The sequence below is a fragment of the Rhizobium sp. WW_1 genome (assembly GCF_003610155.1).
Lineage (GTDB): Bacteria > Pseudomonadota > Alphaproteobacteria > Rhizobiales > Rhizobiaceae > Rhizobium > Rhizobium tropici_A.
The window spans coordinates 384,651-410,956 of record NZ_RAIN01000005.1; the positions used below are offsets into that span (position 1 = coordinate 384,651).

Annotated in this window: 26 protein-coding genes and 1 pseudogene; 15 read left to right on the forward strand and 12 right to left on the reverse strand. The window is 59.3% G+C overall.

Annotated elements, in window-relative coordinates:
* The first annotated feature begins 809 nt into the window (after positions 1-809).
* From BJ928_RS17525 to BJ928_RS17540, 4 genes are all read left to right on the forward strand, one after another.
* A complete protein-coding gene (locus tag BJ928_RS17525; protein ID WP_047631143.1) occupies positions 810-1,823 on the forward strand; it encodes a sugar ABC transporter substrate-binding protein in 1,014 nt (337 codons plus the stop codon).
* A gap of 63 nt (positions 1,824-1,886) precedes the next feature.
* Complete coding sequence (locus tag BJ928_RS17530) at positions 1,887-3,437, forward strand: sugar ABC transporter ATP-binding protein (protein ID WP_047631141.1); 1,551 nt, start codon at positions 1,887-1,889, stop codon at positions 3,435-3,437.
* On the forward strand, positions 3,427-4,446 hold the full coding sequence (locus BJ928_RS17535) for an ABC transporter permease (RefSeq protein WP_047631140.1): 1,020 nt from the start codon (positions 3,427-3,429) through the stop codon (positions 4,444-4,446). The genes BJ928_RS17530 and BJ928_RS17535 overlap by 11 nt, the downstream gene beginning before the upstream one ends.
* 2 nt (positions 4,447-4,448) lie before the next feature.
* On the forward strand, positions 4,449-5,450 hold the full coding sequence (locus BJ928_RS17540; RefSeq protein WP_120296591.1) for an ABC transporter permease: 1,002 nt from the start codon (positions 4,449-4,451) through the stop codon (positions 5,448-5,450).
* A gap of 3 nt (positions 5,451-5,453) precedes the next feature.
* On the opposite strand, the pseudogene BJ928_RS17545 reads toward BJ928_RS17540, so the two are convergent.
* Positions 5,454-5,705 (reverse strand): annotated as a pseudogene (locus BJ928_RS17545) (ATP-binding protein); the annotation flags it as partial.
* Here BJ928_RS17545 and BJ928_RS17550 point away from each other — a divergent pair.
* Positions 5,646-6,038, forward strand: coding sequence for a GNAT family N-acetyltransferase (locus BJ928_RS17550; RefSeq protein WP_147413917.1), 393 nt, complete (start codon positions 5,646-5,648; stop codon positions 6,036-6,038). The pseudogene BJ928_RS17545 and the gene BJ928_RS17550 sit on opposite strands and share 60 nt — an antisense overlap.
* A 222-nt stretch (positions 6,039-6,260) precedes the next feature.
* On the opposite strand, the gene BJ928_RS17555 is transcribed toward BJ928_RS17550, so the two are convergent.
* Together BJ928_RS17555 and BJ928_RS17560 are read right to left on the reverse strand one after the other, a co-directional pair.
* Positions 6,261-6,644, reverse strand: coding sequence for a type II toxin-antitoxin system VapC family toxin (locus BJ928_RS17555; protein WP_047635268.1), 384 nt, complete (start codon positions 6,642-6,644; stop codon positions 6,261-6,263).
* Positions 6,641-6,898, reverse strand: coding sequence for a type II toxin-antitoxin system prevent-host-death family antitoxin (locus BJ928_RS17560; RefSeq protein ID WP_047635270.1), 258 nt, complete (start codon positions 6,896-6,898; stop codon positions 6,641-6,643). The genes BJ928_RS17555 and BJ928_RS17560 overlap by 4 nt, the downstream gene beginning before the upstream one ends.
* A 496-nt stretch (positions 6,899-7,394) precedes the next feature.
* On the opposite strand from BJ928_RS17560, the gene BJ928_RS39365 reads away from it, so the two are divergent.
* From BJ928_RS39365 to BJ928_RS17580, 5 genes are all read left to right on the forward strand, one after another.
* Positions 7,395-7,676 (forward strand): phage baseplate assembly protein V, encoded by a 282-nt coding sequence (locus BJ928_RS39365; protein ID WP_245432403.1) that lies wholly within the window; start codon positions 7,395-7,397, stop codon positions 7,674-7,676.
* 44 nt (positions 7,677-7,720) lie between these two features.
* Complete coding sequence (locus tag BJ928_RS39370; RefSeq protein ID WP_245432405.1) at positions 7,721-7,945, forward strand: hypothetical protein; 225 nt, start codon at positions 7,721-7,723, stop codon at positions 7,943-7,945.
* A gap of 500 nt (positions 7,946-8,445) precedes the next feature.
* Positions 8,446-8,871, forward strand: a complete 426-nt coding sequence (locus BJ928_RS17570) for a helix-turn-helix transcriptional regulator (protein ID WP_147413918.1) — start codon at positions 8,446-8,448, stop codon at positions 8,869-8,871.
* A gap of 209 nt (positions 8,872-9,080) precedes the next feature.
* Entirely contained in the window at positions 9,081-10,016 is a 936-nt protein-coding gene (locus BJ928_RS17575; RefSeq protein WP_197070147.1) for a hypothetical protein, read from the forward strand.
* Between the two features lie 165 nt (positions 10,017-10,181).
* Entirely contained in the window at positions 10,182-10,889 is a 708-nt protein-coding gene (locus BJ928_RS17580; protein WP_047635272.1) for a hypothetical protein, read from the forward strand.
* A 444-nt stretch (positions 10,890-11,333) separates the two neighbouring features.
* Here BJ928_RS17580 and BJ928_RS17585 read toward each other — a convergent pair whose 3' ends face one another.
* Positions 11,334-14,483 (reverse strand): efflux RND transporter permease subunit, encoded by a 3,150-nt coding sequence (locus BJ928_RS17585; protein WP_047635273.1) that lies wholly within the window; start codon positions 14,481-14,483, stop codon positions 11,334-11,336.
* Positions 14,484-14,490: 7 nt separating this feature from the next.
* A complete protein-coding gene (locus BJ928_RS17590) occupies positions 14,491-15,621 on the reverse strand; it encodes an efflux RND transporter periplasmic adaptor subunit (protein WP_052227902.1) in 1,131 nt (376 codons plus the stop codon).
* A gap of 292 nt (positions 15,622-15,913) precedes the next feature.
* Here BJ928_RS17590 and BJ928_RS17595 point away from each other — a divergent pair, with 292 nt between their 5' ends.
* Positions 15,914-16,606 (forward strand): response regulator, encoded by a 693-nt coding sequence (locus BJ928_RS17595; RefSeq protein ID WP_047635275.1) that lies wholly within the window; start codon positions 15,914-15,916, stop codon positions 16,604-16,606.
* A complete protein-coding gene (locus BJ928_RS17600; protein ID WP_047635277.1) occupies positions 16,590-17,648 on the forward strand; it encodes a HAMP domain-containing sensor histidine kinase in 1,059 nt (352 codons plus the stop codon). The genes BJ928_RS17595 and BJ928_RS17600 overlap by 17 nt, the downstream gene beginning before the upstream one ends.
* Before the next feature lie 46 nt (positions 17,649-17,694).
* Here the strand turns inward: BJ928_RS17600 and BJ928_RS17605 are convergent, their stop codons facing one another.
* The 5 genes from BJ928_RS17605 to BJ928_RS17625 all read right to left on the reverse strand — a co-directional run bounded on the left by BJ928_RS17605 (position 17,695) and on the right by BJ928_RS17625 (position 21,112).
* Positions 17,695-18,567, reverse strand: coding sequence for an NAD(P)H-binding protein (locus tag BJ928_RS17605; protein WP_047635278.1), 873 nt, complete (start codon positions 18,565-18,567; stop codon positions 17,695-17,697).
* A 98-nt stretch (positions 18,568-18,665) separates the two neighbouring features.
* The gene (locus tag BJ928_RS17610) at positions 18,666-19,523 is read right to left on the reverse strand and encodes an AraC family transcriptional regulator (RefSeq protein ID WP_047635279.1); all 858 of its coding nucleotides are present in this window, start codon (positions 19,521-19,523) and stop codon (positions 18,666-18,668) included.
* Positions 19,524-19,674: 151 nt separating this feature from the next.
* Positions 19,675-19,950, reverse strand: a complete 276-nt coding sequence (locus tag BJ928_RS17615) for a type II toxin-antitoxin system RelE/ParE family toxin (protein WP_047635281.1) — start codon at positions 19,948-19,950, stop codon at positions 19,675-19,677.
* The gene (locus BJ928_RS17620) at positions 19,950-20,231 is read right to left on the reverse strand and encodes a ribbon-helix-helix protein, CopG family (protein WP_047635282.1); all 282 of its coding nucleotides are present in this window, start codon (positions 20,229-20,231) and stop codon (positions 19,950-19,952) included. Before BJ928_RS17620 ends, BJ928_RS17615 begins: the two co-directional genes overlap by 1 nt.
* A 107-nt stretch (positions 20,232-20,338) precedes the next feature.
* Positions 20,339-21,112 (reverse strand): helix-turn-helix transcriptional regulator, encoded by a 774-nt coding sequence (locus tag BJ928_RS17625; RefSeq protein ID WP_047635283.1) that lies wholly within the window; start codon positions 21,110-21,112, stop codon positions 20,339-20,341.
* A 94-nt stretch (positions 21,113-21,206) separates the two neighbouring features.
* On the opposite strand from BJ928_RS17625, the gene BJ928_RS17630 reads away from it, so the two are divergent.
* Positions 21,207-22,127, forward strand: coding sequence for a DMT family transporter (locus tag BJ928_RS17630; protein WP_047635284.1), 921 nt, complete (start codon positions 21,207-21,209; stop codon positions 22,125-22,127).
* Between the two features lie 69 nt (positions 22,128-22,196).
* On the opposite strand, the gene BJ928_RS17635 is transcribed toward BJ928_RS17630, so the two are convergent.
* Positions 22,197-23,252 carry a hypothetical protein gene (locus BJ928_RS17635; RefSeq protein WP_245432407.1) on the reverse strand — a complete coding sequence of 352 codons (1,056 nt, stop codon included), beginning with the start codon at positions 23,250-23,252 and terminating at the stop codon, positions 22,197-22,199.
* Positions 23,253-23,583: 331 nt separating this feature from the next.
* Here BJ928_RS17635 and BJ928_RS17640 point away from each other — a divergent pair, with 331 nt between their 5' ends.
* The gene (locus BJ928_RS17640; protein WP_047635286.1) at positions 23,584-24,144 is read left to right on the forward strand and encodes a thioredoxin domain-containing protein; all 561 of its coding nucleotides are present in this window, start codon (positions 23,584-23,586) and stop codon (positions 24,142-24,144) included.
* Between the two features lie 59 nt (positions 24,145-24,203).
* Here the strand turns inward: BJ928_RS17640 and BJ928_RS17645 are convergent, their stop codons facing one another.
* The gene (locus BJ928_RS17645) at positions 24,204-25,388 is read right to left on the reverse strand and encodes an MFS transporter (RefSeq protein WP_047635384.1); all 1,185 of its coding nucleotides are present in this window, start codon (positions 25,386-25,388) and stop codon (positions 24,204-24,206) included.
* A 37-nt stretch (positions 25,389-25,425) separates the two neighbouring features.
* Here BJ928_RS17645 and BJ928_RS17650 point away from each other — a divergent pair, with 37 nt between their 5' ends.
* Positions 25,426-26,304, forward strand: a complete 879-nt coding sequence (locus tag BJ928_RS17650) for a helix-turn-helix transcriptional regulator (protein WP_245432409.1) — start codon at positions 25,426-25,428, stop codon at positions 26,302-26,304.
* Positions 26,305-26,306: the final 2 nt, after the last annotated feature.

Below are 26,306 nucleotides of genomic sequence, written 5' to 3' on the forward strand. Positions count from 1 at the left end.
TTGGGTTCCGTGAGTCGATTATCACGCAAATCCGCAAAACCAATCCCACGGTCCGGGAGTATCTCAAACAGACTCGTTATACTGGATCCGGTCATGCTGGTTTTGTCGGGACACCAGAGCAGCTCGCCGATCACATCGAGGACTGGTTTCATGCTGGAGCGATCGATGGCTTCAACCTGCAGCCAGATCGATTGATCGACGGCTTGGCCGTCATGACTATGAGACTGAGACGTTGCGGGAACACTTCCAAGCCGCATCACCGACAGCGGCTTTTTGAAGAGTTAGGGCCGCTTCTTACAAATCTGCGAAGGAACCTTGCTCGGTCAGACATCGAACTTTGGGGATTGGAAGGGCTCTCATGCGCCCGGCAGTGGTTTTTGTGAACGGCTGCGACATCACCTCCTGAGCAAGTACTTTCTCGCCGGAATCCTCGGAGCCGCTGGCAAAAGAGAAAGCATGACCGAGTGCGAGGTGGATGATAGCGCCGCCGAGCGGCTGTCTCTTGTCCGAGAAAATGGGCGATATCGTCGTGGTCCGGGAAAGCTAGGTATCCGGACTTTACGAAGCGACCCTTGTGATCCCTTGTGCTCATACAGAGCGCGGATCGGGTTCCAATCAAAGTTGGCACTCGACGTGATTGACGGTGAAGAGGGAGTCCGTCAGTTGTTCGCCTTTGGAAACGGCAGCCAGGGATGAGCTGTTGCTCCATCCACTCTTTCCCATTGAGATAGTCCTTTTGGAAATTCATTTCTCCTCTTTCTCATTAGTCCACTTAATTTATAGATTAAATTCAATTCTGGGAGAGTGAAATGAGCATCCAAAAGTCTGAAAGCGGTCTGGGAAGACGGGATCTGCTAAAATTATCCGCCGCGGCCGGAGTCGTGGTCGCCGGCGCTTCGCTAATCGGACAGAAGCCTGCCTTTGCAGCCGACGAAGAACTGTCGCTGAAAGGTAAGCGCATCGCCATCAGCGCGACCGGAACCGACCACTTTTTCGACCTGCAGGCCTACAACGCCCAGATCGACGAGGTGAAGCGGCTGGGCGGCACACCAATCGCCGTCGATGCCGGCCGAAACGACGGCAAGCTGGTCTCGCAATTACAGACACTTATTGCCCAGAAGCCGGATGCGATCGTCCAGATCCTCGGCACGCTGAGCGTTATCGACCCCTGGCTGAAGAAGGCGCGCGATGCCGGCATTCCCGTCCTGACCGTCGACGTCGGCTCGACCAATTCGATCAACAACACCACCTCCGACAACTGGGGTATCGGCAAGGACCTGGCGCTGCAGCTCGTTTCCGATATCGGCGGCGAAGGCAATATCATCGTCTTCAACGGCTTCTATGGCGTAACGCCCTGCGCGATCCGCTACGACCAGTTGGTCAATGTCGTTAAATATTTCCCGAAGGTGAAGATCCTCCAGCCGGAATTGCGCGATGTCATCCCGAATACCGTTCAGGACGCCTTCACCCAGATCACCGCAATCTTGAATAAATATCCGGAAAAGGGGTCGATCAAGGCGATCTGGTCGGCGTGGGATATTCCGCAGCTCGGCGCGACGCAGGCTCTCGCTGCCGCCGGCCGTACCGAAATCCGCACCTACGGCGTCGATGGCAGCCCCGAAGTGCTGCAGCTCATCGCCGACCCGAAATCCCCGGCCGGCGCCGATGTTGCCCAACAGCCGGCAGAAATCGGCCGCACCGCCATCCGCAATGTCGCCAAGCTCCTTGCCGGCCAGACGCTGCCGCGCGAGACCTACGTTCCAGCACTTCTCGCCAACAAGGCGAATGTCGGCGAAGTCACCAAGAAACTCGGCATCGGCTGATAATCCGCTCCGGGCGATCCCGCCATGACTGGATCGCCCGCACTCTGTTCGCCGGAGACCGACATGACGGCCATATCCTTCAAACAGCCGGTGACGGCGAAAGACGACATCATTCGATTCGAAGGCATCGTCAAGCGCTTCGGCGGCGCGCAGGCGCTGGGCGGCGCTTCGCTGATCGTCAAGCGCGGCACGATCCATGGCCTCGTCGGCCAGAACGGCGCCGGCAAATCGACACTGATCAAGCTGCTTGCCGGTCTTCACCAACCGGATGACGGGCGGATCGAGATCGAAGGGCAAACATTCGGCAGGCTGACACCGCATCTGGCGGAAGAGCTTGGCATCCATTTCATTCATCAGGACCGGCTGCTGGTGCCAACCTTCACCGTCGGCGAAACGCTGTTCCTCGGCCGGGAACCGCGCATTCCGGGCACGCCATTTCTCGATCGCCGGCTGATGCAGCGCCGCGCATCCGATATCCTCAACGATTATTTCGGTATCCGGTTGCCGAACACCGCCCTGATCGGCGAGTTGTCAACTGCCGAAAAGCAGATCGTCCAGATCACCCGTGCGCTCCTCAATCAGCCGAAGGTACTTGTCTTCGACGAGCCGACGGCCGCATTGGTGCGTCGCGAAGCCGATATCCTCTTCCGGCTGATCCGCCGCCTGCGCGACGAAGGGGTGACGATCATTTACATCTCGCATTACCTGAACGAAATCGAGGAGCTCTGCGATCACGTCACCGTGCTGCGCAACGGGCTGGACGTCGCTTCCGTGCCGATTGCGGATACTTCGGCCGCAGCGATCGCGCGACTGATGGTCGAGCGCGACATCAGGGAAATGTTTCCGAAGCCGGAAATCCTGCCCGGTGAGGAAATCCTCAAGGTCGAGCAGCTTACGGCGCCCGGAAAATACAGGGATGTCAGCTTCATGCTTCGCCGCGGCGAGGTACTAGGTCTCACCGGATTGCTCGGTTCCGGCGCAAAGGAACTTGTCCGCACTCTCTTCGGTCTGGACACACCGGCCTCTGGTCGTGTCGAGATCGGTGGCAAGGCTGCCCGTCTCGCCAATCCCACGCAGGCGGCAGGCCACAAGATCGCCTTGGTCCCCGAAGACAGGCGCCGCCACGGCGTCGCGCTCGACCTCAGCGTCGCGGAAAATACGAGCCTTTCCAGCCTCGGTCGCTTCACGCGTTTCGGGTTTCTCGATCGCAAGGGCGAACGGCGCGAAATCGATGCCCTGATTGCGCGGCTGCAGGTGAAGACCAGCGGGCGCGATGCCTTGCTGCGCACGCTTTCGGGCGGCAATCAGCAGAAGGTGGCGATTGCCAAATGGCTCAGTCGCCATTCCGAGGTCTACCTCCTCGACGAGCCGACGGTCGGCGTCGATATCGGCTCAAAGGTCGAGATCTATACGCTCATCGGCGAACTCGCGGCGCGGGGCGCCGGCGTCATAGTCTTGTCTTCGGACCTGCCCGAACTCTTGGGCATCACGGATCGCATCCTTGTGCTCTTCCGTGGCCGTATCGTGCGGGAATTCATATCGTCGGACACCACGGCGGATGCCGTGCTGGCCGAAGCGACCGGTTCATCGGAAGGACAGCGCCATGTCGGCTGAAGCAGAATTTGCACCTTCCGCATTTTCAGCCGTGGAACGGCCGCATCGGCCGACCGGCAATATCGCGGCCGCGGCATTGCGCTTCGGGTCGCTGATCGCCTTTGCGGCCATATTGATTGTCTTCTCGCTCACCGCACCGTATTTCCTCAGCATCGGCAATATCGGCAATGTGCTTGGTCAATCCACCATCTCCGGCGTGCTCGCGATCGGGCTGACGGTCGTCCTGATTGCCGGCGGCTCCAATGTCGTCACTGGCGGCATCGACCTGTCGCTTGCCGCCAATATGGGGCTCAGCGCCGCCGTCTATGCCAGCCTGACGCAACTCGGCTATGGCGACCCCACGGCGGTTGCGGCGTCGATTCTGACCGGGACGTTGATCGGCGCGGTCAATGCCATTGCCGTCGTCTATGCCGGCATCGTGCCGCTGCTGGCGACGCTTGCCGTCATGAACGTTGTTGCCGGCCTGGAGCTGGTGCTGACGGGGAATACCGTCCTCCCGGCTTCCACGCCGTTCCTCTCGGCGCTTTCGGCCTCGGATTCCTTTGGCATGCCGGTCCTTGCCTATGTGCTGATCGGCTTCACGGCCATCGCAACGGCGATCGTGCAATATACGCCGCTTGGCCTGCGCCTTTATGCCGTTGGCGAGTTTCCGGATGCCGCGCGCGCCGCGGGCCTGCCGCTTCGCCGCCTGCTTGCCGGCGCATTCGTCGCGAGCGGCCTATCCGGCGGCATCGCCGGCATCCTCTCGGTTTCCTACCTGAGCGGCAGCACGACGGGTTCCGGAGAGATGCTGTTGCCCGTTGTGGTCACCGCTTTACTCGGCTCGGTCTTTTCACGCCGGCTGGTTCCGACGGTCACCGGAACGCTGCTCTCGGCCCTGCTGGTCGGCTTCCTCACCAACGGTTTCCAGCTGCTCAACATTTCGAGCACGCTGGTCAGCGGCGTTCAGGGGCTGCTCATACTCATCGTGGTCTCCGCAACCACCCTGTTGCGCCGGCGGGAGGCCTGAGCATGTCGCTTCATACGCCGACACCTGCGGCAATGGGCTTGCCGCGCCTGATCGCCGGCAGCCTGGTGCGCTACGGCCTGATCTTTGCCCTGGTTGCGGTATTTGCCGTCTTTTCCTTGATCACGCCGACATTCCTGACGCTCGCCAACCTGCAGAGTATCCTGGTCAACAATTTCACGCTGCTTGCCATCGTCTCCATTGCCATGACCTTCGCCGTCGCTTCGGGCGGTATCGATCTTTCGGTGGGAACCGCGATGGATTTCGCAAGCTTTGCCTTCGTCTCGCTCGTGCTTGCCGGGCAGCCGGTTGCGATTGCGGCATTGGCCGGATTGGCGGCCGGGGCGTTCGTTGGCGCGTTCAATGCACTGCTGATATCAGTGATCGGCGTCTCCCCGTTCCTGGCGACGCTCGGCACGCTTTTTATCGGCCGCAGTGTCCAGCAATTGCTGACCAATGGCGGCAATCCCGTCTATCTGCCACCGAACGGCGTACCGGAAGCTTTCCGTTTTCTTGGTCACGGTACGATCGCAAGTCTGCCCGTGCCGCTTGCAGCTGCCATCGTCATCATCGCGGCTGCCGCGGTCGTCTTTGCCCGCACGCGGTTCGGCCGCGTTGTCCTGTCGATCGGCATCCAGCCGGGCGTCGTGCGCTACTCCGGCATCGCGGCTTCCGCCTATATAGCGGCCACCTTCGTGCTCGTCGGTTTGATTGCAGCCGTCGCCGGCCTGATCCTGACTTCGACCGTCACCGTCTACATCCCGTCTTCGGGCAATGCATTTCTGCTGAATGCCATCGGTGCAACCTTCATTGGCACGACGCTCAGCCCACTCCGGCGGCCGAACGTCGGCGGCACCGTCTTCGGCGTGCTGTTGCTCAGCATCGTGGCCAATGGGCTACTGCTGACCGATCTGAATTTCTATTGGCAACAGGTCGGTACGGGAACGCTGATCTTTGCCGTTCTCGCCCTGAGCTTCATCAACAGAAAAGCCGCTGGCAGCGCGTGAGGCACCGGCCTGTGCGAACGGCAGATAACCGAGTTCATCGAGGATAATGAAGTCGAGGCGTGTGAGGTAATCGGCCATGCGGCCTTGCTTGCCGTTGCGTGTTTCCGTTTCCAATCGATTGACGAGATCGACGACATTAAAGAAGCGTCCGCGCGTGCCGTTGCGGATGAGAGCACGGGCAATCGCGATGGCCAGATGGCTCTTGCCTGTTCCCGTGCCGCCGGCGAGGACGACGTTGCGCTGGTCGGCGGCGAACCGGTGGGCTTCGCCATTATTCCTCCCGACGATGATAGCATGGGCACCGCGCAGCTGCACCGGATCGCGGTCTCACCGCCCGGGGCAATGTCATGGCGCGGAATCCTGCAGAAAACCTGCAAATGGGTTTTCGACGAGCATGACATCGATCGGCTGTGGTTGTATTTGCTCGTGTCCAACACCCGCGCCGCCCGTCTTTATCAAACCCTAGGCTTTGCCGAAGAGGGCATCATGCGTGCGTCGTTGCGTACGGCTGACGGACGTCATGATCTTGTCTTGATGTTGTTGCTTCGAGAAGGCTGGCAGATCCGGAAGGCAAAGCTACGGCCTTAGGACATTGCTACGAGCAACGGCCAACTCAGCGAGCGCAGTCGACGTGAGTGGAAATAGAACATCTGAGGCGAGTGCGGTAGATTCGCAATCCCGTATCACGCTGTGCTGATGTTCAGCGCCAGTGAGATGGCTAAAATGTCAATTACATAGTGATTTCACGGAGGCCGGCGCTTCGATCCTCTTCAACTGCCAGTCAGTTCGCCGTTTCGTTTGAAAGGGGTACTAACGAGCCCGCCGAACGTCAGTCTGCGTGAAATCTTCGCCCACATAAAGCAGAGGACAATCGTGCTCTTTGGCGACTTCATACGAAAAGCAATCGCCATAGTTCAGTCCAGCTGGATGAACACCCTTGCCCCATCGGCCGTAGGCATGAGCCACTCGACGGGCGGCGGCAGCTGTGACGGACACGATCTCGAAGCCGAGGCCTGAAATGAGTAAGTTGACTTCTTCGCCGACATTGCGTCGTGAGGCGACGATGAGGGCCTCAGCGACGGTGCCGACGGAAATCAACAGTCGATCGGCCTCTTCGATTGCCGCCATGCAAGCTTCGCCCTGCGGCTCGTCGAGCACAATTGCCATGAGAGCGGATGTATCAACTGCAATCATGCCGGCATCCCGTCATCGTCATAGAGAAAGTCCTGGCTGCGCGCGGCCGCTGGACCTTGATGCGCCTTGGCTGCGGCCGATGCCCTGACTTTCTCCATCAACGCGCGCCGCCCCTTCGGGCCGGGTGAGACTGCGACGGCGACCAGGCGCACGATCTCATGGCCGCGACGGGTCAGGATGACCTCATCTCCTGCTTCGGCTCGCTTCACCAATTCCGTGAGTTGCCCTTTGGCCTCGCTAACAGACACGCGCATAGCTTAGACTCCTTTAAGCTTTCCCATGCTTTCTCCCAAGAAATGGTCTATGACTTGGTCTAAGTCAAGGCTGCGGGCGGACCCGCGGCGAGGACGGTCTGGAAGCGCTCCGAAATCTGGCATCCTGTTCCGCGCCCTCGTCCCGGCCGTTCAGTCATCCAGAGCGGCAAGAAGGTACCCGAACAAGTGTTCTGAGCTTCTCTCAAAACCCGTCCCTTCGGTCGCTCCTCGATATGTAAAGCGGGCGCTCGACTATATTGCCAGCCATGTGAGTACCTTTCTGAATGGCTGATAAATGAGACGACTTCACCCATCCCGGATGACATCGAGTCTATCCTCGGCGCCGATCTTGTCGACGCGACGACGGCGGAACGTTATGGATGGATCATGCGCACACAAATTTAGGGTGACGTCGACGAACTGCAATGCGTCGGTATGGCATGGTGTACAGCGAAGCTGATGCCATATTGATGACACCAGCCTTTGAGGTGACTCGATGAAAAGCTTAGTTGGGCAGCTTTCGGACACGCTGCACCGCATTGCCGAACTTGAGCGCCGCAACCGCAACCGCCGCCGCAAGGGCACGGTTGCCGAAGTCAGCGACGACAAGAGCAAGTACCGGGTGAAGCTGTCCGATCAGAATGGCAAAGCCTACCTCACGCCATGGATTGGAGCGCGGACGCTTGCGGCGGGTGGTGTCAAGGTGGACGTGCTTTATCAGCAGGGCGAGCAAGTCGATGTCGTGTCCGAAAACGGCGACATGACGGACGCTCAATAGACTTCTCCACGTATAGTGCTGCCAATGCCCGTGAGAACGAGAACATGCCGTTGGATATCAAGATCGGCGAAACGGTTATCGAAGCCTCTCCCGATCTGGTGAAGGTGACGGGTGCGAAGGTGATCGTTCAATCGCACAATGTCCAGCTTGGCGGCGATGGCGGCCAGCGCGTGGCGCGGATCGGCGACAGGGTGAACGTTGCAAGGGGATCGTCAGCGGGCTTTTGGCCGATTGTCGAGGGTTCGGCCAGCGTGTTCGCGACGGACTGACCGAAAGGCTTTCCCAAACGCTGAAAGGGAAGAATGATCTCAGGTCAGATGGAGAAAGCAGGCAATGTTTTGAGGTGGGGTGGACTTCATCTATCGGTTGTGTAATTTACCTTCTGCTTATGGAGATGACTGATGTCAAGCAGAAGCCGGGTGTGCATTTTGTTTGTGACCGATAGTGAAGATTGTTCTCTTGAGTTTGTCAGCATAATCGGCTCGCTCAGAGCCTATGAGTGCTCTGCTATAAGCTGGGCTGAGGCTTCTATTGTTTTGGCTAAAAAAGAATTGATGTTTTAGTCGCAGACAACACATGTCATGTTCCTGTATCGCCGCCCTCTTTAAAATTGCTCAATGAGTGCAAGCGCCAGAAAACGCCCGTTCTGGCAGTGCTTCCCGAAGGGTCCGCGCAAAGAGCCGCAGTCTTTGATGCCGCATTTTGCGATTACATCAGTCATCCCTTTATCGCTGCCGAAATTGCCGTTCGCCTGGCCGGAGCTTCTGCCATGCGGTCAACCTATGGTGGGCAGTTTGTCTCCGGAATAATTGATCCGGCTGCGGAGCACGGGCTCCGTCACTCGATCGAACCGACGGCGCAGCAAGTCGCGCTCGTGCAAGCAACATGCGCATTCATGCAAAAAGACATTGCCATTCATCGCGATCTCGATGGCTTGGCCCGTCTGATGGGTTCAAACCGCAACTCTCTTGCCCGCGCTTTCAAGCATGTTCTCGGCAAGGGTGTCTATGCTTGGCTGCAGGAGCAAAGGATGATCGCCGCCGCCAGATTGCTGCGGACCACCGCTCTTTCGATTCAGGATATCGGTTTCGACCTGGGTTACGAAGATGCCGCCAACTTTGCGACGGCGTTCAAACTGCATCATGGAATGCCCCCGCGCTCATACCGCCAGATAGTGAGGAAATCAAAGATATGAGTGATGCAATCACAGGCGCGAGTTCCCGAAATATGCGCAACATATTAGTGCAACCAAATAGACAACATCGCTAAAATACGTGTTGTCGAGGTCCGCGCGCTCGCTGTGAGGAGGCAGGCAGGTTGCTTGGGGCTCTCCTGTCATCACCCAACCAGTGATGCAAAGTCCGGAGCCTTCTTTTTGGCAATGTAACGAAAAGGAGCACTACGATGGAAACTTATGCTTTCTCAAACCCTAACGGCCTTGATGAGACCCAGGTTAGGACTATCATCACGAACGCGGGATACGAGCCCGACGATTACACTTATGTAGAGGGAGACGATAACACGGTCATGGTGTTTGCCGTGATCCCCATGGACCTCGACGATCTGCTAGCGCACGCCGGCCCGGGTACTACCGTGGTACTTATAGACCTCCTCGCGTTCAACGCCTTCGGCTCCGCGACGGCAAGTATTGGCAATCTGCTCGGTGCCACCAGCTATGGGGTGTCGATCGCGATGAGTGCAGAGACCGTTAAGGCCCTGTCGGCTGGTGGTTATTCTCTCTATGGCTTTAAGGGTGTCAAGACGAAAGCCCGTGGTGGCAGGCCGCTGGTCTGGTTCAAGTCCGTCGATTTCGGGCTGGACACCGAAGTTTCCTGGGAAGTCCAATACAAGGCTTACACCTCCCGATCGGAGATTATTCCCAATGGTCAGATCAAAGGCTTGAGCTCTTATGCAGCCGATCTCGGCCAGAAGCTCGAGGTTCGAACGCCCCAGGGTACGGGTACCGTGGTTGCCGGTACAAAGGGTGTGATTTCAATCGAGAACCTGACCGAGACTTTGGTGACCTGCGGAATTTCCGAAGTCGTCGATGGGAAGGCACAGCCCCTATGCGCCTTCCCGCTCTACGGCAACGGGCTTGACGCGATTGTGCCAATCCAGAAAGTCATGCTCACCTTCGCTACCGATGAGGTGCATACCGGGACAGTGATCGAGAAGGCCTACAGCCAGAGTATCCTGATCGACCTCACCTCAGATGCCCACCAAAAGGTCTCCTACGATATAAACAAAGGCTGGTCGTGGGGCGGTTTTAGCTGGGCACAGACCGTTCGGCCCTCGGCCGATGTCGTGCCGCTACTGATCGAGACCAGCGCTTCCTTCTAGGGGGGCGACAGATTGATCTGCTGAGGAAGGAAGTTCTCTTTCCAGACGAGCATTCGATCCGGCGTGCGGCGACCTCTAGGCTGCCGTGCGCTCTCGACGCTGCCTTTCCTGAGCCGAGAACCACTGGCTTGTCCATTATGAGGGAAGAGCTGAAGGAGAGTCTGGATGCTTATGTCTACAACATATAAAGTCGATCTTTCTCTGGCTCCTGCGACTGTCGAAGCGCTCGTTCACGGCGGCTATTTCCTTTACGCGATGTTCGCGGTCCAGATGACCAACGCGGCGGCCCGGCCGACCATCGGTTTTGCCACGCAAAGCATCACGGCGAGTATGACGATCGAGTGGGCGGCTGACGTATCGGCCTATACGTCTTCCAGCCCCATCGTGGGCGGCGGGATCATCCGGGCCGGTTATGAAACCTTCATCGACTCCGGCCAGACGTTCATTGTCACGAATGGGGGTGTCGGCGAAGTGAAAACCGAGGGATCGCTATCGAAAATTAGCATAGCGAATACGACGGCGGGCTCGTTTACCTCCGGTTTCGCCCGGGCCGTTTCTGGGGCGGGGAGGCCGGTCCCGATCTATGCGGTTCCTCTGTACGGAAACCAGACCAATGTTGCTGCCCCTTTGCCCAAAGTTCTGCTGCAATTCACCACCGTGGATCTTCGACCCGGTGCATTGGTGGAAAGGTTAGCCCTAGATTTCCAGGCAGCGGCGTCATTCAGCCCTTCGCTTCTGATAAGCGTCGCCGAGAAAGAGGTCCGAAGGTTGAGCTACGATATCAATTTGGGCTGGGAATGGGGCGCCTATTCCTGGGCACAAATCATTCCCGCCAACGCCGATTTCGCAAAAGTGCTGATAGAACCCGAATAGTGGTACAGTATCCGATCACCCGCGACTTTAGGGGGCGGCTCGGAAATGCTGTTTTTGGCGCGCCACAACGCTTGCGGTTTTGTCAAAAGCTAATTTACATTCCGAATAGCCTTACCGAAGAACCCGCGGCGATGTCTTGCGCATCAATAGTGCGTCACGGTGATAGGGATCGGATCAAGCGGACAACATCAGGACCGGCGGTCATAATGTGCCGCTCAAACAGGCCGGGGACATGACCGCACCCGACCCGCAAAGCTCAAACATCATTCAAAATCACATTGCCAAACGGGCGCCATCCAGACATGACATCGCCCCATCCGTTCTTTGATTGATGCTGCTAGAGCTCAAACTCATAAAACCACTTTGCATGCGTCATATACCTGTTTGATTTAGCTTGGGAAAATTTGGATTCGTAACACTATCATTGCTAGCGAACCGATCGGGTCAGGGATGAGAGGCAGGTGCGGGCGGGACGTCGGCGCCCGCACCTTTCTCCTCGACCGGTCTCTTGGTCCGCAGGAGGGACAGAACAAAGACAAAGAAGACCGGGACGAAGAAGACAGCAAGGACTGTCGCCGAGATCATGCCGCCGAGGACGCCGGTGCCGATCGCATTCTGGCTGGCGGCACTTGGCCCCGTTGCGATCGCCAGCGGCACGACGCCGAGCGTGAAGGCAAGCGAGGTCATCACGATCGGACGGAAGCGTACGCGGGCCGCCTCGACCGCCGATTCGAGCAAAGGCTTGCCTTGAGCATAGTAATCCTTGGCGAACTCGACGATCAGGATAGCGTTCTTTGCCGACAGGCCGATGATCGCGATGAGCCCGACCTTGAAATAGAGGTCGTTCGGCATGTCGCGCAGGATCGCCGCCAGCACGCATCCGATGATGCCGAGCGGCACGACGAGCATGACCGACAGCGGGATTGACCAACTCTCATAAAGGCCAGCGAGCAGCAGGAAGACGAAGAGGATGCTGAAGGCAAACAGGATCGGCGCCTGGTTGCCGGAGGCGATCTCTTCGCGGGACTGGCCTGACCACTCATAGCCGAAACCCTGAGGAAGTTCGGATGCGAGACGCTCCATCTCGGCAATCGCGGCGCCTGAGGACTTGCCCGCAGCCGGTTCGCCGGTGATGCGGATCGTCGGATAGCCGTTGTAGCCGACGATCTGCGGATCACCCTTGCGCCAATCGGCGGTCGCAAACGACGAGAGCGGCACCATTCCGCCGCTGGCGTTGCGGACGTTCAGCTTCATCATGTCTTCCACCTGCATGCGGCTGCGGCCGTCCGCCTGCACGATGACCTGCTGCATGCGGCCTGCGTTCGGATAGTCGTTGATATAGGACGAGCCAAGGTTCGCGGTGATCGCATCGTTGATATCGGTAAAGCTGACGCCGAAGGTGTTTGCCTTCTCTCGGTCGATCGCAAGCATGATCTGTGCAGCTTCCTGCATGCCCTCGACGCGGACATTCGTCACCAGGCTGCTCTTGGCCGCCTTTGCCATCAGCTCGTCTCCGGCCTGCTTCAGCGCCTTCTGGCCGCGTCCGGCGCGATCCTGGAGCCTGAAGGAGAAGCCGCTCGTCGCGCCGAAGCCGTCGATCGGCGGCGGCGAGAGCGCATAGGACGTCGCATCCTTCAATCCGGCGAACTGTGCGTTGACGCGCGCGGCTATCTCCGGCACCGAGCTGGCGGCCGGCCGCACGCTCCAGTCCTTGAGCGTGACGAAGGCGATGGCCGAGTTCGGGCCGTTTCCGGAGAAGCTGAAGCCCTGGACGGCAAAGACGTTCTCGACAGCCGGTTCGGCCTTGAAGATGGCTTCGATCTGCTTCAGCGAGGCGAGCGTACGATTGGCGCTCGCCTCCGGCGGCCCCTGTATGTCGACGATCAGGATGCCCTGATCTTCTTCCGGCACGAAGGCGCCTGGCAAGTTGACGAAAAGGTAGCCGAGACCGATGGCAAGGGCGAGGTAGACGGCCATCATGCGTCCCGACCGGCGTGCAAGAGCGGCGGCGGTCTTCGCGTAGCCGGCCGTCATCCCGTCGAACTTGCGATTGAACCAGCTGCCGAGACCTTTCTTCGCATGGTGGTTTCCATCGATCGGCTTCAGGAAGGTGGCGCAGAGCGCCGGTGTCAGCGACAGCGCCAGGAAGGCCGAGAACATGATCGAGACGACCATGGTCAGCGAGAATTGGCGGTAGATGATGCCGGAAGCCCCAGGGAAAAACGCCATCGGAATGAAGACGCAGGACAATACCAGCGTAATCCCGAGGATGGCGCCGGTAATCTGCTTCATCGCTTTCTGCGTCGCGGCCTTCGGCGGCAGGCCCTCGTCTGCCATGATGCGCTCGACATTCTCGACCACGACGATCGCATCGTCGACGAGGATGCCGATCGCAAGCACCATGGCAAACATGGTTAGCACGTTGATGGAGAATCCCGTCGCATACATGATCGCGCAGGTCCCGAGCAGAGCGACAGGCACGACAAGCGTCGGGATGAGCGTGTAGCGGAAGTTCTGCAGGAAGACGAACATCACGATGAAGACGAGCACGATCGCCTCGATGAGGGTATGCACGACCTTCTCGATCGAAGCGTTGACGAAGGGACTGGTGTCGTAGGGTATCGAATACTCGACGCCCTTCGGGAAGAACTTCGACAGCTCGTCCATCTTTGCCTTTACCGCCGACGAGACGGCGACGGCGTTACCGGTCGAGGACAGCTGGATGGCGAGGCCCGCGCTCGGATTACCGTTGAGCCGGCTTGCCGTCGAGTAGGTTTCGGCACCGTCTTCGACGCGGGCGACGTCGCGCAGGCGCACGGTCGAGCCATCGGGATTGGCGCGAAGGATGATGTCGCCGAATTGCCTCGCGCTATTGAGTTGGCCCTCGACAATGACGGTCGCGGTCAGATCCTGGCTGACGGGGTTGGGCATGGCACCGATCTGGCCGGCTGCGACCTGTGCGTTCTGCGCGGCGATCGCCGCGCTGATGTCGGCCGCCGTCAGGTGAAGGCCGACCATCTTGTCGGGATCGATCCATACGCGAAGCGCCCTTTGCGAGGCGAAGACCTGAGCGCGCCCGACGCCGGGTAAACGGCGCAGTTCTCCGAGGACGTTGCGGTTGATGTAGTCGCCGAGCGCGATCTCGTCCATCTTGCCGTCGGTCGAGGTAAGAGCCGCGATCAGCAGGAAGCCGGCGCTGGCTTCCTCGACCTGAATGCCTTGCGTACGGACCGCCTGCGGCAGCCGCGCCTCGACGCGCCGGACGGCGTTCTGCACATCGACCGTCGCCTTGCCGATATCGGTTCCGGAGACGAAGGTGGCGTTGATGCTCACCGAGCCGGAATTGTCCGAGGTCGACTCGAAATAAGCGATGCCATGGACGCCGTTCAGCTCCTCCTCGATCAGCCGGGTGACCCCCTGATAGATTTCCTGTGGAGAGGCGCCGGGGTAGGAGGCGGAAATGGAGAGCTGCGGCGGCGCGACGGCGGGATATTGCGCGACCGGCAATATCGGGATCGTAATGATCCCGGCGATCATGATGAAGAAAGCAAAGACCCATGCGAGGACGGGTCGCCGGATAAAGAACTGTGCCATGATTTGATTACTTTGCGGCCTGATCTGAGGTATTCGGCTCGGCGCTTTGCGGCGTCCATGGTTCGGAGACGACCTTGCCGCCGGGCGTGACCTTCTGGACCCCGTCGACGATGATGGTTTCGCCGCTCTTCAGCCCGGAAAGCACGATCCATTCGGCTCCGAGGGACGCGCCGAGGACGAGGTTGCGCACCTGCGCAGTTTGATCTGCGGCGAGCACGAAGACCTGAGGATTGCCTTCGGCGTTCCTTGTCACCGCCCTTTGCGGAATGGTGATGCCGCTCTTTTGAACGGCCTGCTCGATCCGCACGCGGACATACATGCCCGGCAGCAGATCGCCATCGGGATTGGGGAATTCGGCGCGCAGCGTGACCTGCCCCGTGCCGGGGTCGACATTCGCGTTGGAAAACAAGAGCTTGCCCGGCTTTGCATAGCTTGTTCCGCCATCGAAAACGAGTTCGACGGATGCCTGTCCGGGCGCCGGGCTCTGCAGCTTGCCTTCGCTGACGGCGCGTTTCAGAGCCAGGAGATCCTGTGCGGATTGCGTGAAATCAGCATAGACCGGATCGATCTGCTGGATGAGCGCGAGATTGGATGCGCCTTCAGCTGTCACAAGCGTTCCCTCGGTCACGAGCGCGCCGCCGATGATGCCGGTGATGGGGGCGCGCACTTCAGTATAATCGAGATTGATCTGCGCTTCGTCGAGAGCAGCCTCCTGCGCTGCGACGTCGGCATCGGCCTGGGCGAGATTGACGGCGGCGGTGTCGTAGTCGACAGCCGTCGAGACATTGCGCTCACGCAGCGAGCGCTGGCGCTCGAGCTGCTGCTTGGCATTGGCCTGAATGGCTTTTGCTTTCTGCAAAGCCGCCTTTGCGCTTGCTACTCGCACCTGGAACAGTTTCGGGTCGATCCGGTAGAGGACATCGCCCTGATGTACGAGGCTGCCCTGTTCGAAGACGCGTTCCTGGAGGATGCCCGAGACCCGCGCTCGTACCTCGGAAATCCTGGTAGCGGCGATGCGGCCCGGAAGCTCGCTCATGACCGGCACGGGATGTGCCTTGATTTCCAGGACACTGACGGCGGGTGGCGGCATTTCTCCGCTCTCCTGGGCGCGCAGATGGCCGGAAGCCAGCACAAGCATCGCCGTTGCCGCCAATATTGCCTTCCAGCAAGGCAGTTCAAATGCAGATCGCATAGATGTATTCCCAATTGACCGTGTCGCGGTAAGATCGTCGTTCCGCGTCTTGACGGCATGAACCTATTCGAAAGGGTCGCTTCAACGCCCGGCGCGAGTGGCACTTTCGTCCGAGCCTAAGCAAATATTGGGAATGTTGGTCTTTGGTCGACGTTTTGTGGAGGTTTCATGGACGTGGACAGAGGAATGTTGACGAGGAGGCCCTGTCTGACGTTTCCTTCTGGTGAAGGAGCCCCGGATGGAAAATGCACTGATATTGATTGTCGAGGACGAGCCGGAGATCTCGGATATTCTCGAGCGCTACTTTGAGCGCGAGGGATTCCGCGTGCTGACCGCCTCGGATGGGGAGATCGGCCTTTCGCATCACCAGCGGCTGAGACCCGATCTCGTCGTCCTCGATGTCAAGCTGCCGAAACTCGATGGTCACACTGTGCTTGCCACCATCCGCCAAAGGGGTAATACGCCTGTCATCATGGTCACGGCGCTCGCCGATGACCTCGATAAGCTGCACGGGCTGCGTTCGGGCGCCGACGACTACGTGGTCAAGCCGTTCAATCCTGTCGAGGTGGTGGCGCGGGCGCGGGCCATTTTGAGACGGGCGACCGGCAGTGCGACGAACAAGGTCCTGAGGGTCGGCAAGCTTGCCATAGATCCGATCGCGCATATGGCCGTCGTCGAGGACGGCGAGAGCCGTCTGCTGCTGAACTTGACGCGAACCGAATTCCGCATCCTCGAATATATGGCGGGCTTCCCGAACAGGGCCTTCGAGAGAGGCGAGATCGTCGATGCCTGCCTTCCCGAGGGCGATGCGCTCGACCGTACCGTGGACAGCCACATGAGCAAGCTTCGCCGAAAGCTGGATGCCGCCGGTGTCGGCGAACTCCTCAACGGCGTCAGGGGAGTGGGTTACCGCCTTGGCGACTTCGGTTAGCAACAGCCTGAACAGGCAAATCATCTGGTCGACGACGATCGTCGCCTTCGTCGCTCTTTCCGTCATGTTCTTCGGGTTTCTGATCTATGGCTATGTCTACGATTGGCTGTTCAAGAATTCTGGAAATTCTGACGACTGGGCTGCCAGCGATTTTGTCGTCCTCGCTATCAACGTGGCGATCGGCCAGGCGGTTGGCGCCTATGTCGGATGGCGGCTTGCCCGGCGTCTTGTCAAACCCCTGACGGCGGTGACAGAGGCTGCACGCCTTATTGCTGACGGAGACTTTGCCGGCCGGGCGACCGGCGAGGGCAACTTTGGCGAAGCGGATCGCCTGATCAACGACTTCAACCGTATGGCGGAGGAATTGCAAAGGGCCGAGAAAGAGCTGCAATATTCGAATTCGGCGATTGCCCACGAATTGCGCACGCCTCTGACGATCCTGCGCGGCCGCATGCAGGGGCTGGCGGATGGCGTGTTCGAACCGAGCCAGGAAGTGTTCCGGGGGTTGATCGGACACATCGATGCGCTGACCCGCATCGTCGATGACCTGCGGACGCTCTCGCTGATGAATGCCGGACGCATGGAGCTGCAGCAATCGCGCTTCGACGTCGGAGAAGAAATCGGAGATATCGTCGATTCGGTGAAGCCGACGCTTTCGAACCTCAGCATAAAAATCGAAACCGATTTGCAGAAGATGCTTGTCATCGCCGACCGGGCGCGCGTCCGCCAAGCGATGCTTGCGCTCATCGATAATGTCGCGCGCTATGCTCCCGGCTCGACGCTGCGGGTGGCTTCGCATGCCGTTGACAACCTGTGCGTCATCATGGTTTCGGATGACGGTCCGGGCATGACGACGGCGGAAAGCGAAAGAGCATTCGAACGGTTCTGGAGAGCCGACGATGCCAGAACGCGACGGGGCGGAGGATCAGGTCTTGGTCTTGCCGTCGTCAAGGCGATAGCCGAGGCGCATGGCGGCCATGCCACCATCGACAGCCGCAAGGGTGGCGGCACGACTGTCGTCCTGGCCATCCCCCGCAGTTGAAACCTCGCGGAGAGATGAGCGCATGGATGAGATTTGTCGCTTCTCCCTATGCGCTGAGAATCCGCTGCAGGACTTCGGTCAACTCGGTCGTGCCGCGGCGGATCTCGCCGACATCCTTCTCCGCGTCTATTCGGCCGGCATTATGGGCAAGATAGAGCTCGACCAACAATCGCGCATAGTCTTCCGATAGGCCCGCTCGCATCAGCGCAGCCTGCCATTCGGTCCCGGGAAGCAACTCGGCGACAACGTTGCGACCGGTCAGCATGCCGATGCCGGCTGCAACGTCATTCGGCGTATAGCGCCGAGGACCTTCCGCATGGACCACTCTTAAAGCGGCCTCCTGCTTCTCCAGGAGCAGTTCAGCGGCGATTGATCCGACATCAAAGGCGGAGATGGTCGGAAGCAGCTTGGTCAGCGGATCGTAGAAGCTCGGCAATCGCCCGCTTTCCGCCGCTCCCTTTGCCATACGTGCCCAGTTTTCCATATGTTCGGCCGATCGCAGCAGGATCAGCTTGGTATCCAACTGGCGCAAACGCGCCTCGAGCGCGTGGAAGATCAAGGTGACCCCGGTTCCGGAGCTATGCTGCGCGCCATAGTCGGAAATGGCGAGGACGGTTTGCGGCTTGGCGGCCGTCAGGGCTTCGCCAAGCGAGCCGATCAATCGTTGCATGCCGGAATGAGCCTGAGGGGCGCGAATATCGACTGGGCAGATGATCTGGACCGCGCTTGCGCCTTCAAGCGCTAAGGCGAGGGCCTGATGATCATACAGATCGGCGATCGTGATTTCGCAACCGAGATCCACAAGCCCCTGTGCTTTCGAGGCATCGCGCAGAACTGCGCGAACCGGGGCACCGGCCTTGCGCAGAGCGGCGATGGTCGTGCGGCCAACCTTGCCGTTGGCGCCAAGAATTGCATGCATTGCGTCTTCTCCTGTCAATCTTCCAGCAGCATAGCCATGTATGCCGCTGGGTCGCACAGGTTCGGATGACCGATTGCAGGTTTGGACGACAATCGAACTTATGAATGCATTCGGCTCAGTGTGCCGGGAGTGAGGCCGAGGATGCGCCGCATCCAGTGTGTCATGTGGCTCTGATGGGCAAAGCCTGCAGCCGATGCGATCTCGGCGAGTGGCATCTCGGTCGAGATGATGAGCAATCGCGCGCGCTCGACGCGGCGCGTCAGGATGTATCGGTGTATCGGCATACCGAAAGTGGCGCGAAAGAGTGGCTTTAAATGCGATACGCTCAAACCCACACTTGCGGCGAGATCGGCAAGGGAGAGCGACTGATCGATATGAGCTTCGATGAAATCCGCCAGGTGTCGTTGATGGCGGTTCGTCAGGGTGATGCCGGTTGGCATGGTGCCGGACGAACTGTGTCCATTGCCTTCCACCAGGCGGATCGCCAGCGCCAATCCAAGTGTTTCTGCATAGGTTCTGTCCGATGGAGCAGGGGATTCGATTTCGGCCTTGAGCGCCCAGGCGATCGATTCCAAGCGAGAATCTCGGAGCTGGAATTTGGGTGCGAGAGAAACGGTGTCCGGATTTCTCCCGAGCGCTTCAGCGGCGGCGTGAACGAGTTCCTGCTGGACAGCCACACGGAGAATGGTGCAATCGCGGTCATCTTCCCACCAGCCATCCAGCCCGGCAGGAACGATATCGATATCGCCATGCGATTGCCGGCGCCGATGCTGCCGGCCATCGCACTGACAAAAGGCATTTACGGCCCGTCCGAAATGAATGCCGAGCCGATGTGTTGGCGATCCCGGTACATGGATACGGCCCGCCTGAATACGAACGAAGCTTGCTTCCAGACCTTGCCAGCCGCGTCCCTTGCTGGAGAGGAGGGGAGTGGCCGCGGGATTGAGCTGGTCCATGATTGCGCGCCTCCGCCAAATCCACCGTTCCGAACCGGGAGCGATCTTGATCCCTGAATTATAGATAGGATGGAGCGCCCGGTCGAGCCGATCTTTGGATCAGTGTCCATGCAGGCGATTCGGCGTTTGCTCAAGGTGACAGGAAGGCCAACTATCTATCTTCCCTGGTGTGCCATAGCCTCAAGACGTAGATCGTCGACTGCTGAATTTCGTAGCGGACCTCGTAGTGGCCGACGAGGAGCCGCCTGACTTCGCGTGGTTTGAATTCGAACAACCGTTCCCCAATTCGCGGATTGGCCAGCAGAACGGTCGGCGCCTTGGTCAGAGACTGCATTGTGCGAACGGCTGCCGGCTTGTTGACTGCTGCCGGAAATTCATACCGGCGAGTGAGACCGGATAGCGCCTTGCCGGTCCATTTAGTCTCCATCAGCGTGGAGCCGGCAGTGGCTCGCCTATGCTCAGGCTGTCGGCCCATGCCTGCACGGCCTCATGGTCGATCACATCGTCATCGTCGACGTCGCGAAGGGCTTCGCGGGTCAGCCGCTCGCGCTCTTCTTCCTGATCAAGCCAGGCAGCCAGAGCCTGTTTCATGATCCAGCCCCGGGAGCGCGCAAGCCTTTCGGTCATCAGATCGAGTTTTTCGGCCAGCGAAAGCGGTACGTGCGCAGTCAAGATCTTGGTTGCCGGGCTTGCCACGCGATCATCCATTCTGAAATGTTTGATTTACTTCTAATCATAGTGATTGATTTTGCATCGATCAATAATGCGATCAGCGGGGACCTTGCCTATCTCGTTGATTGCCCGGCTAATAATATCTAGTGATAGAATTCCGATGGCGGTTTGCCGAAATGGCGTCGGAACATTGCGGTAAAGGCGCTCTGGCTGGCGTAGCCGCAATCGAAGGCGACGTCGATGACGCGTTCGCCGTTCGCCAGTTTGCGCAAGGCAAACAGGAGCCGCGCCTGTTCGCGCCATTGCGCAAAGCTCATGCCCGTTTCCTTGGTGAAGAGGCGATGCACCGTCTTGGCCGTGACATCCAGACGGTCGGCCCATTGGCCTGCGGTCGACGTATCGGCGGGGTGCTCGGTGATTGCTTCGCAGATCAGCTTGATGCGCTGATCTTCCGGCATGGGAAGATGCAAGGGCAGCACATCGGAGACGCGCACCTCGTCCAAGAGCAGCTGCATCAGACGGTCGTCCCGGCTGCCTTCCGCGTAATCGAGGGGAACGTCAACGGCGGCAACGATGAGCTCGCGCAAAAGCGCCGGAACCTCGATGACGCAGCTTTTTTCCGGCATGTTGCGGATCGCCGTTGCATCGATGAAGACGGTGCGGATCTTGACCTCGCCGGACATTTTCACATCATGCTCCAGGCCCGCCGCCAGCCACAGAGCCCGGCTGGGCGGCACGACCCACGACCCCTCGGCCGACCGCACGATCATCACGCCTTCGATCGCATAGAGCAACTGGCCGCGCGGATGCGAGTGCCAGCCCGTCGAGGCGCCATCCGAATAGTTGACGTCCATCGCCGCCATGGCGCGATGCGTATCATGAAAATCGAGATGTTTGCGGGTCGGATCGCTCTGCATGTCCCAATCTCTACAGTTATGGTCATCATAGAGTGATACGAACCAACATCAAGACGATAAGCCAGAGCCTTCACATTCTCCATGGTTATCGCACATGAAAAACAAGCTAGCATTTCTCTATCCCCTCATTGCCATCATCCTCTGGTCCGGAAACGTCATCGTTTCCAGGCTGTCGGCGCATACGATCGGTCCGGAGGCAATCACCTTCTACCGCCTGCTTCTCGCCGTCTTGCTGATGAGCACCTTCGTCGCCGTCCCCGCCTGGCGGAACCGCTTCGTCATCTGGCCGCATCTCGGGCAATTCGCCATTCTCGGCTTTCTTGCCATGTGCTTCTTCCAGAGCCTCTCCTACCTGGCGGCGGAGACAACGACGGCCACGAACATGGCCGTGTTCACGGCTTTGACGCCGCTGCTTACCGTGGCCTTGAGCGCCTTCGTGCTGAAGGAAACGCCGACTGTCGGCATGGTCGGCGGGGGCATCCTGTCGCTGGTCGGGCTGATTTATCTGGTGAGCGCCGGCGACCCGGCTGCGCTTGCGCGCAACGGCGTCCATCTCGGCGATCCGCTGATGTTCATAGCGGCGCTGAGCTATGCGGTCTATGGCGTCCTGCTCAAGCGCTGGAACCTGCCTGTCGCCGGTTGGCAATCGACCTATATGCAGGCGATTTGCGCCCTGGTGATCATGTTTCCGGCATTTCTTGCAACGCCCGCGTCCTTGCGTTCGCTGAATGCCGAAACCCTGCCGCTCATCGGCTATGCCGGCGGTCTCGCCTCGGTCGTCCTTCCGTTCCTATGGGTGCGCGGTGTTCATATTCTCGGACCCAATCGCTGCGCAGCCTTCATGAACCTCTTGCCGGTCTTTACCGCGATTGGCGCCATCGTCATGCTCGGCGAGCCGGTGCGCGCCTATCACGTCATCGGCGGAGGCGCCGCACTCGTGGGGGTCGCCTGCGTGGAGCTCTTCCGTCGGCCGTTGCGCAGCGCACCGCCCGCCATGCCCGAGGTCGTCGAGTGAAGATCTAAGGCGTCACGGATGGACGCGGGCTTCTCTGCAGAGGCCGCGTCCATCGATGCAGATCGAGCGTCACTTCCAGCTTGTATAGTCCGAGGCGGTGCATCCGAAGGGGGCTCTCTGGTCACCGAAACGCTTCTTCAACTGATCGCAACCCCAGCGGTTGAGTGGAGTCGGCATCATGTTATTGATGTCCATGCCGGGCGAGGTGAATTGCGAGCCGGCGCTGGTCACATACCAGATCCAGTAGCCGAAAATGCCGGCGATGATGAGGAGGATCACCAGGACGAGCCTGCCAAGCCGCGCCAAGATGGACGGCCCTTTCTTACCTCGCACAACGAGCTCAGGCGGATGACTGCCAAGTTCCGCCGTCAGTGGCGCGAGAATGCTTGCGCGTTCCTGAGCCGTCATGTCGATCCGCTGCAATTGGCTATCCATAAGTACTGGCAGAGCGGTATTGCCATGCCACACGGCAAGAGCCACTGCCTTGCCGTCCTTTTCGCCGACGACCAGAGGTTCCTGTCCCGGCTCGAAGCGCGTTTGAGCCGATCGTCCGGTCTTTTTGGCGGCGATCTTGTCAGCATAGACGACCGTCAATTGCTTGCCACGGCGCTGGACCGCCGTGATTTCGACCGGAACCGGCTCGAGCTGAGCAGCCTGCTGCAATTGACCGCGGACGCACCAGCCGCGCAGGATCTGGAAGATCATGGCAATGCCGGCGCCGCCGAGAAGGGCAACGAAGACGGCGAGCGTTATGATCCGGTTCCAGAGCATATCGAGGCCGAGGCTGAGGGTCGCCAGTTCCGGATGGTCACGGGAGATGACGACATTCGTGTCATAGTCGCCGGCATGGATGTCGACGAACATGATCTCGACGCTCTTGTCATAGGTCTGACCGTTATAGGCGTAGTTGAGATGCGCTTCGCAGCTGGTGAAGAAGCCTCTCTGGGTCGAGCATTTTCCGTCACGAATATCGCCATTGACGGGCTCGACGGGATTTTGACTGATCGCCCAATCCCTCAATATGCCTGGCGCTTCGTAAGCTGTCATGAAAACGGTGAGCCCGATCAGGATCAGCAAGGCGAAATAGCTGACTTTCGGCGTCGTGATCACGCCCTGAGCAAGCATGAGGGCTCTCTGGGGAAGCTTAATCGTCGGGAATGTCATTGTCTGCCTGGATCTCCGAATGGTTGCATAGGCATCCGCAAGGCAGGGAGCGAAGCTATGCTTCGCAAAATCCTGGGGGTTTGACTTGGCGCCTACATTTTGCAACGCGTGAAATAGGCGCCTTGCCTCGTTGCTCAATACCCGGTTGCAGAACATCCTCGACCTCATGACGATCTGGTCAGCAAACGCTTGCGCGGTGTGACCTTTTTGTCTCGCCACATTGACCGGCTGAGGCTGGCCCATCTAGTTTCCGTGCGAATGCGGGATTTTGAGATCGAGGAAGGAGATCGACATGACCAATGTTGCCTGGCATGCGGAGCCGTTAAGCTGGGGCCACGGGCCGCGCAGTTTCGAAGTTTTTCTGGAACCGACCTGCCCCTTTTCGGTCAGAGCCTTCAACAAGCTGGATGCCTTTCTGGCCCAGGCCGGCGAGGATAGAGTGACCGTCAAGATCCGTCTGCAATCGCAGCCCTGGCATCTGTATTCAGGCGTTCTGGTGCGTTGCATTCTTGCCGCTTCGACGCTTCCCGGAGGCAAGGAGATGGCGCGCAAGGCAATGGCCGCGATCGCTGCCCATCGCGAGGAGTTTGAATTTACCGATCATGCCGGCGGCCCGAATATGGATGTAACGCCGAGCGAGCTGATCGAGCGTCTGGAGCGCTACAGCGGACTTGCGTTAAAGGAGGCTTTTGCCATTCCGGATCTCGACCGCGAGATCAAGTGGCATTGCAAATATGCCCGACAGAACGGCATCCACGTTTCCCCCACCTTCATGGTCGACGGGCTGGTGCAGGCCGACATGAGCAGTGGCGACGAGGTGGAAGCCTGGGTGAAGAAAGTCTCGGCCTCGTAGGAGGCGAAAGGCAAGGCGTCGATGTCTTCATCTCGACGCCTTGCCCGTTTCGATTGTCCTCAGTCTTCCACGTTCGGCAGCAGGATTGTCAAAAGTCCGATCAGCGGCAGGAAGGCGCAGAGCTCGAAGACGAATTCGATGCTGGTATGGTCGGCAAGCACGCCGAGCGCCGCGGCCCCGATGCCGGCCATGCCGAAGGCAAAGCCGAAGAACAGGCCGGAGACCATGCCGACGCGACCGGGCAGCAATTCCTGTGCGTAGACGACGATTGCGGAAAAGGCCGACGCAATGACCGTGCCGATGATGGCGCTGAGGACGATCGTCGTTTCAAGATTGGCATGAGGCAGGACGACGGTGAAGGGCAGGATGCCGAGGATCGAGCCCCAGATGACCTTCTTTCGACCGATGCGGTCGCCCACGGGGCCGCCAACCATCGTTCCAATGGCAACGGCGGCAAAGAACACGAACTGGCAGAGCTGCGCCGACCGTTCGGTGACGCCGAAGCGAGCCATGAGGTAGAAATTATAGTAGCTGGTAAAGCTCGCGAGATAGAAATATTTCGAGAAAATCAGGGCGATCAAGACGGCAATAGCAAGACCGACGCGGGCACGCGACAGGCTCAGCGCCTTGTGGACCTTGCCTGATTTTGCCGGCGCGCGCAGGTGACTGCCATTGACTTGATACCAGCGGCCCAAGCCTGCGAGAATGAGAATGCCGACGAATGCCAGGCTCGCAAGCATTGCCATTCCATGCTGACCATGCGGAAGAATGAAGAAGGCGGCCAGCAGTGGCCCAAGCGAGCTGCCGAAATTGCCGCCGACCTGGAACACCGATTGCGCGAAGCCGTGTTTCCCACCCGATGCCAGGCGCGCGATCCGCGATGCTTCCGGGTGGAAGATCGAGGAGCCGAGGCCGAGCAGCATCGCGCCCATCAGCAACATCGGATAGTTCGAGGCCATTCCGAGCGTGATCATGCCGACGCAACTGCAGGCCATGCCGAACGGCAATGAATAGGGTTGCGGTCGTCCATCCGTATACCAACCGACGAAGGGCTGCAGGATAGAGGCGGTGATCTGATAGACGAAGGTCAGGACGCCGAGCTGGGTGAAGCTGAGGTCAAAGCCTGTCTTCAGCACCGGATAGCTTGCCGGCAGCAGAGCCTGGGTGACATCGTTGATGAAATGGCCAAGACTGGCTACCATCAGGACCGGATATATCGTAGTGGCCGCGCGGGGCGGGTTCATGACCTGGCTCATGGCTCTCACTTTTCAATGATCTGCGGTGCTGATATTGGAAAACATCATCGCCCGCTACCGCGACAAGGCGCAATTCTTACGAGACTGGGCCAGAATGGTCAGGAACAGCCGCATAGATCCATTCATCGATGTCGACCGCCCGCTCATTGCCCTCGGCAATGACTATGGAGACGGCCACCGTGTCGATCCGCACCAGCATCGCCGCGCGCAACTATTATATGGCTTTTCCGGGGTGGTGGTCGTGACCACCCCGGACGGCACGCTCGTCATGCCGCCGGAGCGCGGCATGTGGATACCGCCGGGCGTGATCCACAGCGTGCGCATGCTCGGCAAAGTCAGCATGCGCAGTCTCTACATCGAGCCCGAAGCGATCGAGACGATGCCGGATCATTGCCAGGTGGTCGAGATATCGCCGCTCCTGCGCACTCTTATTGCCGAGGCAGTCGATATTCCTGTCGACTATGATGTTAATGATCGGGCCGGTGCCTTGATGGCATTGCTTCTGCACGAGCTGGCGAGGTTGCGACCATTGCCGCTGTCGTTACCGATCCCGCGTAACAGGATGCTCGCCGAAAAGTGTCAGGATTTTCTGCGGCAGCCGACGACGCATGATACGATCGATCTGTGGTCTAGCCACATGCGCATGAGCCGCCGCGCATTCACCCGAATGTTTCGCCTGGAGACCGGGCTCAGCTTCGTCAAATGGCGCGAGCAGGCCTGCTTGCATGCTGCATTGCCACGGCTTGTCGCAGGCGTTCCGGTGACGACGATCGCGATCGACCTCGGTTACAGGAATCCTGCTGCTTTCACGACCATGTTCAAGCGCGCCTTCGGTTATTCGCCACGCGAAATGGCTCGCCAGCATGCGGGAAATGAAACCGGCGGAGCAAATCTCCAGCCGTGAAT